The sequence below is a fragment of the Planctomonas deserti genome (assembly GCF_003067705.1).
Lineage (GTDB): Bacteria > Actinomycetota > Actinomycetes > Actinomycetales > Microbacteriaceae > Planctomonas > Planctomonas deserti.
On sequence record NZ_QANL01000005.1, the window covers coordinates 18991 to 33209 of the forward strand.

Here is a 14219-nt window from a genome sequence, read left to right on the forward strand (position 1 = left end):
TCGAGCTTCGCGAGAAGCTACCGGGTCTTCATGCTTGTTAGCACCCCTTCTGCGGTGGGGGTGACCCTGCGGCGCGCCACTGTTCCAGGGTCAGGATCAATCCGTCGGGGAAGACATTGTGGAACGCACGTGTGCGGTACCTGATGTCCGCAGAGCCGATGACTTCGCAGAAGTTTTCGACCGGGTACCTGGTGATGATCTGCGGGCTAGGGAACCCGAGCGTCGCCCACTCCTCGAATGTGAGGGGCGCCCCTACCGCCGCTTTCACGTCGATCATCGCGGTGATAATGGGTGACCAGCTCAGCTTCTGGTACCCCTGGTTGTTCACCATGAGGTAGCTGGGTTCCCCAAGCCGTTGCCACTGTCCGAAGGTGAGCTTGTGGTCGAGGGCGTCGGGAGAGTCGCGGTAGTTGTGCACGAACAGGTCGGCTCCGGTTTCGTACCTCAGCACGACGGAGCCTGCGATCAGGGTGTTGCGAGTGGGGGTGGGAGCGCCGGCCTTGATCCATCCGTCGAAGTCCATGTCATCGGCATAGGTGATGCCGCCGAACCGCAGCTCTCCCCACACCCGGTCTGACCATTCGTATGCCTTGTACACGACCTCTGCTGGCTTCGGTGTAGGGAATCCGGCGGCGCTCCAATCGATGTATGAGGCGATACGAGCGGGCGGTGCGGGAGCTGGGGCGGCGTTCTCGACGACCACATACAGGTCCGGGGAGAACGGCACGCTGTAGAAGACCCGGTCGCCAGGTCCGGCGTCCGCGGTGTGGGACGGCGACCCTTCAGCAGCATGTGCTGGCAGCCCAGTCGTGGTCAGGATCGTCGCCACGGCAACGGCTGTGAGCTTCGCGAGAAGCTTCTGAGTCTTCATGGTCTGCACGTTATCCGCACCCGAGGAATTTTCGGGCGGGTCTCGGTCACGATCGGGCAACGCCTCGTCCGGATCTCTGTGTGGTGCCTGGCGGGGAGTGTGAGGGGTGCCCCTCACAGCTGGGCCTGACCGGTGTGGTTAGGCCCAGCCGGCCGTTCGGTTAGAGGGTGCGGAGGATGGCGACGATGTGGGGGAGTGGGGCGAGGCTGATTGCCAGCCGGTCGATCACCTCGGGTGAAGCTGCGAGAAGGATCGGAATAACAAGTCGCGGATGCGTCCTCATGCCTGGACGCTGTCTCCCGAGAAAACGAACCACCATCCAAACGTTTTAGCGTTGCTTTCGTACCGCGGATCCAGCGGTTTCTGGGGCGAGTTCGGTTTGCAGCTTGAACTCAGCGGTGCGGATGAGCGCGAGGGGATGGCCCCTCGCTACTGGCTAGCCGGTGATTTCCGACGACGGGGAGCCGGGCCGGAGTCGCGGAACTTCGCGAGGGGTATCCGCCACGGAGCGACGTCGCTGGCGGTGCGCCTGAAGTCTTCGTACTGCTCAAGCCGTGATCGGGCTTGGGTTGCCCAGTCGTTTAAGCGGTGGATGAGGGTCGCTCGGGTGGTGGCGTTGAACGTTTCCTCGGTGCCTTCGGCGTGTGCTTTGCGCCAGTTCATGAGCGCGGCGCCGTACAAGATCGCGGCTTTGAGGTGTTCGGCGGAAGCGACGTGGCGCGCTCCGGCCGATCAGGAGACGTGTGTCCCTTCGACAAGTTCAGGGTCCGTGATGGTCGCCACCGGTTGCGGGACGTAGGCCAATTGCATCCGCCGGCACCACCCTGGGAGGGGCGTGCGCCGGCGCCCCCCTCCCCGTACGGGGACTGCCGTCGTGGTCGCGGACTCGGGTTGACTGGTGCGGTCGCGGCATCAGCAGGGGGAATACGAGGGTGATCAGTCAGCAATCGGGGCCGCGCGACTGGTCCCCGCCGCCCTCGAACGACTACTACGACGATCGGAGCTACTGCCCCGGTGAGTCGCCGCGGCGCTCGGCGTCCCGCGTCGCCTATCCGCGTTCCTGGCGGGATCGGCTGGCCCCGTGGGTCTCACTCGTGCTGGGAGTCGCGGCGGCGGTCTTCGCCCTCGCTCCGCAGCTGGACAACGCGGACGAGCGTGGCCGTTACGTCTTCTCCCTCGTCGGAATCGTGGCCATCGCCTACGGCTGGCACGCGCTGCGCCTGAAGTACGAGGGCCGGTCGCGCAGCGTGGTCGCGCCGTACTTCGGCATCACCCTCGGTCTCGTCGGGACGGTGCTGATGCTGGGCGGGCTGGTGACCTTCTCCCTGGACGCGAGCGCGCGCGGCGAGTCCGTTGCCCTGCAGCCCCTCGGCGTGCCGGAGCAGGAGCCCGCCACCATGTCCGCGGAGGAGCAGGCCGAGCGGGACAGTTTCCTCCAGTCCATGCAGGTGATCGCGGGGACCCTGGACTCCTACGCGGCGCGTCAGGGAACGTGGCCGCCCTCGCTCGCCGTGACGACGGACGGCACGACAGTGCTCCTGCCCACCGGAGAGTTGCTGGGATCACTGCCGCCCGGAAGCCGACTGGACTACGCGCCCTCGGCGGATCTGCGTGCCTACACAATCAGCATTTCCGGCGGTGAGCACGGCGTCAGCGCCGAGTACGCCAGCGACTCCGGGGTGATCACGGTCGGCTCAGCCGGCACGGTGGCGCCCTAGGGACGCACCGAGTCGCTGAGCCCCTACGGTCGCCGAGCCCCTACGGTCGCCGAGACCCTACGGTCACTGAGCTTGTCGAAGCGACGTGACGTGCTTCGATCGACCAGGAACCGTGCGTCCCTTCGACAGGCTCAGGGACCGTGTGATGGTCGCCCCGGCTGTCGACGATGGCGCGGCAGCCCGCATGGTGAAGCCTGTGCTGGGCACCGGGAGCCTGCGTTGGTCACCCGGCCGACCCTTCCTCCACAGGGCGGTACCGGGCGGCCGGGGTGCCGCCGTGGGGTGGGTGTCGGTGGTCGCAGGTAACGTGAAAGGTCCCTAGACCCGGAGGTACGCGTGTTCCTGTTGCACGACACCGTCATCTACAGCGCGACGGACCTCACCAACGCCGCCAAGTGCGAGTGGGCGCTCATGCGCGCCCTCGACGCCAAGCTCGGCCGCGTCGACCCGGTCGATGAGGAGGACGACCCGATGCTCGCGCGGGCAGCCGTCCTGGGCGACGTGCACGAGCGGCGCACCCTCGACGAGCTGCGGAAGACCCGCGAGGTCGTGGAGTTCGAGCGTCCGGAGAAGACCGAGCTCGCCCAGGCGGCGGCGGAGAGCGAGCGCGCCCTCCGCGCCGGGGCCGACGCCCTGTTCCAGGCGACCTTCTTCGACGGCCGGTTCCTCGGCTACGCGGACTTCATCCTCCGCGGTGAGGACGGCGCCTACGAGGTGTACGACACGAAGCTCGCCCGCAGCGCGAAGATCACGGCGCTCCTCCAGCTCGCCGCGTACAGCGACCAGCTCGAGCGGCTGGGCATCCCCATCGGCGAGCACGTGCACCTGCTGCTCGGCGACGGGCGCACCAGCACGCACCGCATCCGCGACATCCTGCCGGTGTTCCGCCGTCGCCGTGCGCGACTGCAGCATCAGTTCGACGAGCGGCTGGCCGAGGGCGTCGCAACCGAGTGGGGCGACCCGCGTTACACCGTCTGCGGGCGCTGCGCCGCCTGCAAGCAGCAGGTCGAGCTGCACCGCGACGTGCTCCAGGTCGCCGGCATGCGGATGAGCCAGCGCAAGCACCTGACCGACGCCGGGGTCACCACGATCGACGCGCTCGCAAGCAGCACCGAGCCGGTGGCCGGCATGGCGGAGACGACGCTCGCCGGCCTGCGGGCTCAGGCCCGGCTGCAGACGCAGGACGGCCTGCCCTACGAGGTCTTCAACCCGCTCGCCCTGGGCGCGCTGCCCGAGCCCAACGAGGGCGACATCTTCTTCGACTTCGAGGGGGACCCCCTCTACAGCGAGCAGACCGGCCCGGAGTGGGGCCTCGACTACCTGTTCGGTCTCGTGGAGCGGGACGAGACGTTCCGCGCGTTCTGGGCGCATGACTACGCCGAGGAGCGTCAGGCGCTGCTCGACTTCCTCGCCTACGTGCGGGATCGCCGCCAGAAGTACCCGGGCATGCACATCTACCACTACGCGGCCTACGAGCGCGTCCACCTGCTGTCCATCGCCGCCCGGCACGGCGTCGCGGAGGAGGAGGTCGACGAGCTGCTGCGTGCGCACCTGCTCGTCGACCTCTACCCGATCGTCAAGAAGAGCATGCGGGTCGGCTCGCACAGCTACTCGCTCAAGAAGCTCGAGCCGCTCTACATGGGGGACGAGCATCGCGAGGGCGTGGACAACGCGGCGGACTCCATCACCGAGTACGCGGAGTCCCGGCGGCTGTTCCGCAACGGCGCGCTCGCCGAGGCGCAGGCGAAGCTCGACGACATCGGCCGCTACAACCGGTACGACTGCGTCTCCACGCTCCGGCTCCGGGACTGGCTGCTCGCGCGCGCCGAGGAGAACAACGTGCCGCCGGCATCCGCCCCGGATGTCGAGCTGCTCATGCCGACGCTGCGCGACCCGAGCGACGTGTACCTCGAGCTGGACGCGCGGGTGAAGACCATCCAGCACGCCGACAGGACCACGGACGACACGGCGCTCGCGCTCGCGTCCGCCGCCATCGACTACCACCGACGTGAGGGCAAGAAGTTCTGGCAGGAGCACTTCGACCGCCTGCGCGCCCCCGTCGACGAGTGGGCCGACGTCCGCGACGTGCTGGTGATCGACGGATCGGTGACCCGCGTCGAGCGCGACTGGCAGCGCGAGAACGAGCGCAGCGCCCCTTCGCGGCTGCTCCGCGTCACGGGCACCGTGGCGCCCGGCAGCTCGCTCAAGGCCGACGACCGCCCCTTCGTGCTGTACGACGAGCCGTACCCGCCCGGGGACGAGAACCGCGAACCGGGCAGCCGCTACGCGCACAACCGCGCCCGGATCGTCGCGGTCGAGGGCCCGGAATACCTGATCGAGGAGAAGCTCTCGCGCTCGGGCGAGCCCTACGACCAGCTGCCCATAGCGCTGGCTCCGTCGCCGCCGCCGAACCCCGGCTCGCAGGTCGGCGCCATCGCTCAGTGGGGCCGAGGCGTGCTCGACGCACTGCCCGGCATGATGCCGGACCCGGCCATGGACATCCTGCGTCGCCTGCCGCCGCGTGCGGTTCCCGGCGCCGTCGTGCCCGTTCCCGTCGCCGAGGAGGGCGGCGAGGTCATCGCGGCCATCCGGGACAGCCTGCTGCGCCTCGACCGGTCCTACATCGCGGTGCAGGGCCCGCCCGGCACCGGCAAGACCTACACCGGCTCCCGCGTCATCGCGGACCTCGTGCTGAACCACGGCTGGCGCGTCGGCGTCGTGGCTCAGTCGCACGAGACCGTGAAGAACATGCTGAAGGCCATCGTGGACGCCGGACTCGACCCCTCGCGCATCGGCAAGCGCCCGAAGGAGGGCGACAACCAGGAGGTGCCGTGGACGAACCTCGACATCTCGTCGGTCGCCAACTGGATCACCGAGCCAGGCGGCCGTGTGCTCGGCGGCACCGCGTGGAACTTCAGCAACCCCGGCCAGGTGCCCCGCCGCTCGCTCGACCTGCTCGTGATCGACGAGGCCGGCCAGTTCTCGCTCGCCAGCACGATCGCGGCATCCATGGGCGCGCAGCGCCTGCTCCTGCTGGGTGACCCGCAGCAGCTGCCGCAGGTGAGCCAGGCGAGCCACCCCGAGCCGGTCGACGAGTCCGCCCTCGGCTGGCTCAGCGACGGGCACGACGTGCTGCCGCCGGAGCTCGGCTACTTCCTCGCGGCGAGCTGGCGCATGCACCCGGCGGTGTGCGAGCCCGTCTCGCGGCTGTCCTACGAGGGGCAGCTGCGCTCGGTCGCGGGCTACCGGCACCTCGAGGGCGTGGAGCCGGGGCTGCACGTCCTTCCCGTGCCGCACGAGCTGAACGCGACCTCGTCGCCGGAGGAGGCGGACCGGGTCGTGGAGATCGCGCGTTCGCTCGTCGGCCGGGCCTGGAGCATCGACGGGGCAACGGCGCCGCTGCCGCAGGAGGGCATCATCGTGGTCGCGCCGTACAACGCGCAGGTGGAGCTCATCCGCGAGCGGCTGGCCGCGGCGGGTCTGCCCGAGGTGTCGGTAGGCACCGTCGACCGGTTCCAGGGCAGGGAGGCAGCGGTCGCGATCGTGTCCCTCGCGGCCTCGTCAGCCGACGAGGTGCCGCGCGGGATCGAGTTCCTGCTGCTGCAGAACCGGCTGAACGTGGCGATCTCGCGCGCGCAGTTCGCCGCCTACCTGCTGTACTCGCCGGCCCTCACCGACTACCTGCCCCGCAACCCGATGGCCCTGTCCCAGCTGAGCGCCTTTCTCGAGCTGGTGGGTGAGGCGGACCCGATCGATCCGGCTCCCGCGTCGGTCGCCGCCGGTCGCGCTGGCTCCGCGGGTGACACCGACGCTTTCGGGCCGGCGAGCGTCCCGGAACAGCGAAGCGCCGCCGCCCTCTCCCGGTAGGAGGGGCGGCGGCGCTCGCCGCGAGGAAAAGGTCGGACTACCGGCCGGCGGTCTCCTCGGTGCGATCGATCTCGGCCCGCTCAGTGCTCTCGGCACGCCCAGCGCGCTCGGCCTCCAGGTCATGCTCGTCGCGCACCTCGCGCTCGGCACGCCCAGCGCTCCCGGCACGCCCGGCGCGCTCGGCTTCCAGGCGCTCGGCCTCGAGGCGCTCCGCCTCCTCGCCGCCGATGGCCTCCCCGCGCGCCACCATGCCGGAGGTGTCGGACAGCGGGATCTGCTTGAGGAACAGGGCGAGCAGGAACGCGAGCAGGATGAACGGCACGAGATACCAGAACACGGGCGCGAGCGAGTCGGCGTAGGCGGCGACGACCCCGTCGCGGATGGGCCCGGGCAGCTCGTTCAGCGTCTGCGGGTCGAGCGTCGCGGTGGCGTCGCCCGCCTCCGCCGCGGGAGCCCCGGCCGACACGAACACGTCGGTGAGCTTCTCGGACAGGGAGTTCGTGAAGATCGTGCCGAAAATGGCGACGCCGAGCGACGCGCCCACCTCGCGGAAGTAGTTGTTCGTGCTGGTCGCCGTGCCGATCATCCCGGGGCTGACCGCGTTCTGCACGACGAGCACCACGACCTGCATGATGAGGCCGAGGCCCGCGCCGAAGAAGAACAGGTAGACGCAGATCAGCCAGATCGGCGTGTCCGCCGCGAGGGTGGTCATCGCGATCATGGCCACCGCCGTGATCAGCGTGCCGAGCAGCGGGTACATCTTGTACTTGCCGCTGCGGCTGATCGCGATGCCGGACCAGATGGACGTCCCCATCAGGCCGACCATCATCGGCAGCATGAGCAGGCCGGATGCGGCCGCCGACGTGCCGGACGACATCTGCAGGAACGTCGGCACGAACGCGATCGCGGAGAACATGCCGAGGCCGAGGGTGAGGCCGATCGCGGTCGCGTTGACGAAGATCGGGTTGCGGAAGAGCGCGAGCGGGATGATCGGATCCGCGGCCCGGGACTCGGTCCAGACGAACCCGACCGCGGAGAGGAGCAGCCCCGCGCCGAAGGCCCAGGTCTGCCAGGCGTCCCAGCCGAACTCCGCGTCGCCGCCGAAGTCGGTGAAGAAGATGAGGCACGTCGTCGCGATCGAGAGCAGCACGACGCCGGCGATGTCGATCCTCTGTGTCGCGCGCTTGTTGGGCAGGGTCAGGGTGACCCAGGCGATCGCGAACGCGGCGATGCCGATCGGGATGTTGATGTAGAAGGCCCACTGCCAGGTGAGGTGATCCACGAAGAAGCCGCCGAGCAGGGGCCCGCCGACGGCGGACAGCCCGAAGATGCCGCCGAGGGGTCCCATGTACTTGCCGCGCTCCGAGGCGGGCACGATGTCGGCGATGATCGCCTGCGACAGGATCATCAGGCCGCCGCCGCCGAGGCCCTGCAGGGCGCGGAACGTGACGAACCCCCAGAAGTCGGTGGCAAACGCGCAGCCGACCGAGGCCAGCGTGAACAGGGCGATCGCGACGAGGAAGAGCCGCCGCCGGCCGAGCACGTCGCCGAACTTGCCGTACACGGGCATGACGATCGTCGTGGCGAGCAGGTAGGCCGTGGTGATCCACGCCTGGTGCTCCACGCCGCCCAGTTCGCCCACGATGGTCGGCATGGCGGTGGACACGATGGTCTGGTCGAGGCTCGAGAGCAGCATGCCGGCGATGAGCGCCGCGAAGATGATCCAGATGCGCTTCTGGGTGAGCAGGATGGGCGCGGCGGCGGGGTTTGCCGTCCGCGGGGTCGGGGATGCCATCGGGTGCGGTCTTCCTTCGTGTCTCGTGTCTCGTGTCTTGTGGGTCAGGGGGCGGCGGCGAAAATCGCCTGTGCCGCGGCCAGGTGGCGGCGGAGCAGCACGTCGAAGGGCTCGGCGTTGCCGGGGGTGAAGAAGGTCTCGGCGCTGCGGCGAACGAGGCCGCCGATCAGCACGACCGCGGTCTGCGCCAGGGGATCGTCGGCCGGTAGCCCCTCGCGGCGGGCGACGAGCTCGGTGAGGCGGCGTTCCTGCTCCGCGTTAGCGTTCATGAAAGCCCGGAGGAGCTGCGGCTCCCGGTCCACGGCGGCGATGAACTCCCGCGCCTCCTCCGGGGTGACGCCGACCAGGTGCATGTGGGTGATCGCGAGCTCGGCGAGATCGGCCATGAGAGTGGGGGAGAGCCCCACCAGGCCGTCCGGCCGCGCGGCGAGGAACACCGCGACGGCGGGCTCGTCGAGCCAGTCCTCGTGCTGGCCGATGACGGCCTGCTCCTTGGTGTCGAAGTAGTTGAAGAAGGTGCGGCGTGAGATGCCGACCTGCTCGCACAGTTCGTCCACGGTGAAGCCGGTGAGGCCGCGCTCCGCGGTCAGGCGACGGGCCAGCGTCGTGACCGCGAGACGGCTCTGCGCCCGCCGCCGCGACCGGGCGTCGGTCCGCTCCTGCTCGTCTGCCTGCACGTTCTGCAGTGTTGCACTATCAGGTCAATAGTGCAACAACGCGCTCGCCGACGTGGGGATGATCCCCGACGGCGGCAAGACCCTCGCCCTAGGCTGGAGTGGATGGCGGGGACCGGGAAGCAGAAGCAGGGGGACGGCAACGTCGTCGATCTGGACGCGTTCCGGCGGCACTCCGAAGACCGCAAGCTGCGCGAGCTCTTCGGTCCCGATCCGGTTCCGGCGCCCGACGACGTGACCGGCCGGGAACGGAACGAGGCGCGCGACGAACCCCCGCGCGAGCGGGTGGGCGGCCTCGTGGTCGAGGTCGGTCTCGACGTGTGGCCGGGCACGTCCCCGCTCGACGGCCTGGTCGCGAGGGCGGACGATCGCGACCACGGGCTCATCGCGGAGTGCCGGGACGCGGCGCTCGCCGATGAGGACGAGAGCCTCGACCTCGACGACATGGAGCACGGCACGACCGTTCTGCGCGCGTTCCTCACCCGCCTCGGCGACCGCGGCCTGCCGCTCGCCGGACCCGGTCCGCTGTCGGAGTACGCCGTCGCGCTCATCATGCTCGACATCGATCCCATCGGCACGTGGAAAGGCGAGGGTGCCGCGGCCACGCCGCAGCACCCCGTGCGCCGGGTCCGCTCCGCGGCGACCGCCATGGGCCTTGTCCGCACGGAGGGGCCCGCGCTCGTCGTGACCCGCCGCGGGGCGGAGCTGCGGGAGTCGCCGGCCGCTCTGTGGGACCACGTCGCCGGGTGTCTGCCCCTCGAGCGGACGCCGGGCGGACGGGAGGCGGCGCTGCTCGTGCTGCTGCTCACCGCGGCGGGACGGGCGACCCTCGACCGCAGCTTCGGGGACACCATCGACTCGGTCGGCGCGCGCCTGCGGCTGAACTCGCCCGAACCGGATCACCGCCCGCGCAACACCCTCGCCGAGGCCGCGCGCACGGTCGACGTACTCAACTGGGCCGGCCACGCGCGCATCGGCGGGCTCGACACGGATCCGCCGAGCTTCCCGCCCTGGGCCGGCCTGCACTGGGGTCCCGCCTGCCAGCTCGCACGCGCCGCGGTCGCCCGGCTCGTCTGACCGCGGCCTGGGGCGTCCGTTCCCCTCGACCGCGCGTGCGCCGGCGCGCCGGTGCCATCCTGGAGGCATGTGGATCGGCTGGATCGAGTTCGACATCCTGCTGGGCGACGTGCACTCGCTCAAGGAGAAGCGCTCGCTCGTGCGGCCCATCATCGCCGAGGTGAAGCGCAGGTTCTCGATCAGCGTCGCCGAGGTCGGGCACCTCGATCTGCACCGTCGGAGCGCCATCGGTGTCGCCGTGGTCGCCGCGGACGGGCGGCACCTCGTGGAGGTGCTCGACGAGGTCGAGCGCTTCGTCGCGGCGCGACCCGAGATCGAGCTGCTGTCGGCGCATCGGCAGTACCGGACCGATGACGACGAGTAGCCCCCGGGTGTAGGCATGGACGCGGGGCGCGCCCCGCGCCCGCACCGGTGGGAGGGAACGCATGTCCAGGGAACGGAACATCCAGGCGCAGTCACGACTCGGCGAGATCATCGCGGCCAAGGAGGTGGACCGCCTGCACGAGGTGTTCCACGAGAACGTCGTCGATCACGACCCCGCGCCGGGACAGGAGCCCGGGGTCGCCGGGATCAAGCAGTTCTGGAGCGGCTTCCTCGCCGCGTTCCCCGACCTCTCGATCGACCTGGAGTCGCTCGTGGCGGACGACGACACCGTCGTGGTCACCCTCACGGTGACCGGCACGCACTCCGGTCCGCTGATGGGCATCGCGCCGACCGGCAAGCGGATGTCGGTCCGCGGCATCCAGGTGGGGCGGTTCGAGGACGGCATGCTCGTGGAGCGCTGGGGGTCGACAGACCAGCTGGGTATGCTCCAGCAGCTCGGCCTCGTCGACATCGGGTCCTAGCGGCCGGGTCTTCCAGCGACCGGTGTGCAACGCCGCACGCGCCGGCCGGGTCAGCCGACGGCCACCGCGATCACCCGGGCGAGACGCCTGCGCACGAGGTGGTCGTTGCCGTCCACCTTGTGCACCGTCACGTGCCGCATCTGCTCGATGATGCGGAGGCCGCCGGGCATGAGGAACGGGTCGAGGGTGCCGTAGACGACCTCGACCGGCACCTTCACCGACGCGATGTCGCTGACCGTCGTCTGCGACTCGATCGCCTTCTCGAGCGACAGCACGAACGCGGTCCAGTTGCGCTCGCTCACCTCGAGCACGTTCTTGATGGGGGAGAGTCGCGCGAGCATCGCCGCGTTGCGCATGGTGAAGGTCTTGTTGGTCCGCAGGTACTCGTACGCCTTGAGGTAGAGGCCCATCGCGGCCCGCTCCACCGGGTCGCCGAGCGCGGACGGGGTGACGTAGACGGGAGGCGCGACGAGCACGAGCTTGCGCACCCGCTTCGAGTGGGTCGCCGCGTAGCGACTGGCGATCAGGCTGCCCATGGAGTGACCGACCAGCACGAAGGGACTTCTCAGCGCCAGGGCGTCGAGCGTGTCGCTCAGGGCGTCGACGTGCTCCTCGATGGTGAACGTCGCCGATTCCGGCGCCACCGACTCGCCGAATCCGAGCAAGTCTATGGCGATGACCCGGTGCCGGTCCGTGAGCAGCGGCACGAGGTTCTCGAAGGTCACCGACGACGACGCGATCCCGTGCACCAGCACGACCACGGGGCCCGAGCCCTCATCGATGGCGACGTGCAGCGGGGGAGTGCGCGGCCTGCGCCACCGATCGAACCAGCCCATGCCTCCCGATTATGTCGGGCGGGTCTGACAGCACCACCAGCACCGCCGGCACCAGGGACAGCGGCGAATCCGCGGCGGGGCGCACCCCGTAGGCTGGTCGTTTCCCGTTCCCGAGCGAAAGCGATGAGATGACTCGGCACTTCCTCCGTGATGACGACCTGACCCCGGCCGAGCAGGCCGAGATCCTCGACCTTGCCACGGAGCTGAAGCGAGACCGATTCGCGCAGAAGCCGCTCGCCGGGCCGCAGACCGTCGCGGTGATCTTCGACAAGTCCTCCACCCGCACCCGCGTCTCCTTCGCGGTGGGCATCGCCGACCTCGGGGGGAACCCGCTCATCATCTCGACCGCGAACAGCCAGCTGGGCGGCAAGGAGACCGCGGCCGACACGGCCCGCGTGCTCGAGCGGCAGGTGGCGGCCATCGTCTGGCGCACCTACGGCCAGTCCGGGCTGGAGGAGATGGCGCACGGTACGACCGTGCCCGTCGTCAACGCGCTCTCCGACGAGTTCCACCCCTGCCAGTTGCTCGCCGACCTGCTCACGATCCGCGAGCACCGCGGCGACCTCGCCGGGCAGACAGTCACCTTCCTCGGCGACGGGGCGAGCAACATGGCGCAGTCCTACCTGCTCGCCGGGGCGACCGCGGGCATGCACGTGCGCGTGGCGGCACCCGAGGGCTACACCCCGGCCGCGGACGTCGTGGCCGACGCGGAGCGGATCGCGAGCGGCACCGGTGGATCCGTCGCCGTGCTCACCGACCCGACCGAGGCCGTGCACGGCGCGGACGTCGTGGTCACGGACACCTGGGTCTCCATGGGCTTCGAGGAGGAGAAGGCGGCGCGGATCGCGGCGCTCGGCTCCTACCAGGTGACGACCGAGACCATGGCCGCGGCGAAGGACGACGCCATCTTCCTGCACTGCCTCCCCGCCGACCGGGACTACGAGGTCGCGTCCGAGGTCATCGACGGGCCGCGATCCGTCATCTGGGACGAGGCGGAGAACCGCCTGCACGCCCAGAAGGCGCTGCTCGTCTGGCTGCTGCGCCAGTCCTGAGCCCGGAAGAGGCCGGGCGCCGCGTGCAGCGCCCGACCTCCGTGATCCCCGGCGGCGTGAGGATCAGCGCATCCCGCCACCGCGTCCTCCGGGTCAGGCGTTGTCGGCGCTGGTGTTCAACTCGCCATTGACACCGGCGGGGAAGAATCCGCCGGACTTCACCGCGTCCGGGTTGAGATAGACGATGTTCAGCACCTGGCCGGGCGAGCGGCTGAACGCGATGCCGTTGCGGTCCGTCGGCACGATGTTGGCGTTGCCGCCGTCACGCGTGAGCCCCTGGTCGAGGTCCATCGGGCCATCCAGACTGTCCCGCGCGATCGAGATCGCATGCGCGGGCTGGGTGAGGCCCATCGCGTACAGACTGCTGCGTACTGTCGCGGCATGGTATGCCTCAACGGCGAGGATGCCGGCCGCAGCCTCGAGGTAGGTCTTGTTCGTGATGAAGGGCGCCGCGCCCTTGTACGCGGTGACCCCGACATCCTCGAAGACGAATGCGCCCAGCAGGAAGTTACGCTCGTTCGCGTACGGGTCGAACCTCTCGCCAGGCTTGATCAGACCGGCCGCCACGGCGGCCGATGTGAAGCTCGCGTCGATGTCGATCGCGGGGCGGGCAACCGCGGCCGACCCGAGGGCGGCGCGAAGGAACGCAACGTGGGCCTTCTCGTCCGCGGCGATCTCCTCCGCGTACTTGCGGATCGCCGTCGTCTGGAAGGCCACCTTGCGCCCGCCGGAGACACCACCGGCTTTTCCCGTACCGGAGACGAGGTCGGAGGAGAGGCCGTAGCCGGTCACGGCGCGGAGGTAGAACTCGGCCTCGAGGTACTCGAGGTTGAGCGCGAAGTTGAGGATCGACGCGTCGCTGATCGCCGGCGAGCCCGACGTCGTGGCGGATGCGGCCGAGACGGGTCCGAGGATGGACGCTCCCGCGCCGAGTCCCACGACTCCCGCGGCGATGAGCATGTTGCGGCGGTCGAGTTTGGTCTCGGCGCTCCGGTCGATCGCGTTACGGATGAATGCCTGGTCAAACATGATGTTCTCCATCGACTCTGAATTCACGAGAAATGCGTTTCCCCCAACGGCATCACTGACGGCGCCAGCGGTGACTGTTCGGAGCAGAGGGGGAAGATGGTTTGGAAGTCGGAGGAATTCCGAGGTGCCGCCTCTCCTGCAACCGGGGGCTTTGCCCGCCGCTCGCTGGTGAGCTGAGGCGAAGGCCGGCGCCGCCGACCTCGGCGCTCTCCGGCGAACCGTGGCGACGGGCCCCGGCGAGAGGGCGCATAGAATCCTTCAGGCAGAGGAAGCAGAAGGAGAACCATGGCGGAACGCACCGCGTTCATCGAGAACACTCGGCGCTTCGTTCCCGGCGATCTCGCGACCGACGACACCCACACATTCGACCAGTCACTATCGAGGGCTTCATCGAGCTCGTCGGTGCTGAGCAGGACCCCGGCGCGGCGCGAGCTCGCCGGCGCGCAGGAGTAGGA

12 protein-coding genes are annotated in these 14219 nt (G+C 69.7%); 7 read left to right on the top strand and 5 right to left on the bottom strand.

Features of this window, described 5'->3' with window-relative positions; translation table 11 throughout:
- Nucleotides 1–37: 37 nt before the first annotated feature.
- A complete protein-coding gene (locus tag DAI20_RS18620; protein WP_159085098.1) occupies nt 38–871 on the bottom strand; it encodes a hypothetical protein in 834 nt (277 codons plus the stop codon).
- 932 nt (nt 872–1803) lie between these two features.
- On the opposite strand from DAI20_RS18620, the gene DAI20_RS15975 reads away from it, so the two are divergent.
- Nucleotides 1804–2589, top strand: a complete 786-nt coding sequence (locus DAI20_RS15975; protein WP_108252701.1) for a hypothetical protein — start codon at nt 1804–1806, stop codon at nt 2587–2589.
- Between the two features lie 336 nt (nt 2590–2925).
- Nucleotides 2926–6456 (top strand): TM0106 family RecB-like putative nuclease, encoded by a 3531-nt coding sequence (locus DAI20_RS15980; protein ID WP_108252703.1) that lies wholly within the window; start codon nt 2926–2928, stop codon nt 6454–6456.
- 37 nt (nt 6457–6493) lie between these two features.
- On the opposite strand, the gene DAI20_RS15985 is transcribed toward DAI20_RS15980, so the two are convergent.
- Both DAI20_RS15985 and DAI20_RS15990 read right to left on the bottom strand, forming a co-directional pair.
- Nucleotides 6494–8251, bottom strand: coding sequence for an MDR family MFS transporter (locus DAI20_RS15985; RefSeq protein ID WP_108252705.1), 1758 nt, complete (start codon nt 8249–8251; stop codon nt 6494–6496).
- A gap of 44 nt (nt 8252–8295) precedes the next feature.
- A complete protein-coding gene (locus DAI20_RS15990) occupies nt 8296–8928 on the bottom strand; it encodes a TetR/AcrR family transcriptional regulator (RefSeq protein WP_159085099.1) in 633 nt (210 codons plus the stop codon).
- Nucleotides 8929–9030: 102 nt separating this feature from the next.
- Here DAI20_RS15990 and DAI20_RS15995 point away from each other — a divergent pair, with 102 nt between their 5' ends.
- From DAI20_RS15995 to DAI20_RS16005, 3 genes are all read left to right on the top strand, one after another.
- Entirely contained in the window at nt 9031–10002 is a 972-nt protein-coding gene (locus DAI20_RS15995) for a hypothetical protein (RefSeq protein WP_108252709.1), read from the top strand.
- A 67-nt stretch (nt 10003–10069) separates the two neighbouring features.
- Nucleotides 10070–10366 carry a DUF503 domain-containing protein gene (locus DAI20_RS16000; protein WP_108252711.1) on the top strand — a complete coding sequence of 99 codons (297 nt, stop codon included), beginning with the start codon at nt 10070–10072 and terminating at the stop codon, nt 10364–10366.
- A 61-nt stretch (nt 10367–10427) separates the two neighbouring features.
- Nucleotides 10428–10847, top strand: coding sequence for an ester cyclase (locus tag DAI20_RS16005; RefSeq protein ID WP_108252713.1), 420 nt, complete (start codon nt 10428–10430; stop codon nt 10845–10847).
- Nucleotides 10848–10897: 50 nt separating this feature from the next.
- On the opposite strand, the gene DAI20_RS16010 is transcribed toward DAI20_RS16005, so the two are convergent.
- Entirely contained in the window at nt 10898–11683 is a 786-nt protein-coding gene (locus tag DAI20_RS16010) for an alpha/beta fold hydrolase (protein WP_108252714.1), read from the bottom strand.
- Nucleotides 11684–11811: 128 nt separating this feature from the next.
- Here DAI20_RS16010 and argF point away from each other — a divergent pair, with 128 nt between their 5' ends.
- A complete protein-coding gene (gene argF, locus DAI20_RS16015) occupies nt 11812–12735 on the top strand; it encodes an ornithine carbamoyltransferase (RefSeq protein ID WP_108252716.1) in 924 nt (307 codons plus the stop codon).
- 93 nt (nt 12736–12828) lie between these two features.
- On the opposite strand, the gene DAI20_RS16020 is transcribed toward argF, so the two are convergent.
- Entirely contained in the window at nt 12829–13764 is a 936-nt protein-coding gene (locus tag DAI20_RS16020; RefSeq protein ID WP_108252854.1) for a ferritin-like domain-containing protein, read from the bottom strand.
- Nucleotides 13765–14049: 285 nt separating this feature from the next.
- Here DAI20_RS16020 and DAI20_RS18625 point away from each other — a divergent pair, with 285 nt between their 5' ends.
- Nucleotides 14050–14217 carry a hypothetical protein gene (locus tag DAI20_RS18625; protein ID WP_159085100.1) on the top strand — a complete coding sequence of 56 codons (168 nt, stop codon included), beginning with the start codon at nt 14050–14052 and terminating at the stop codon, nt 14215–14217.
- The last annotated feature ends 2 nt before the right edge of the window (nt 14218–14219 follow it).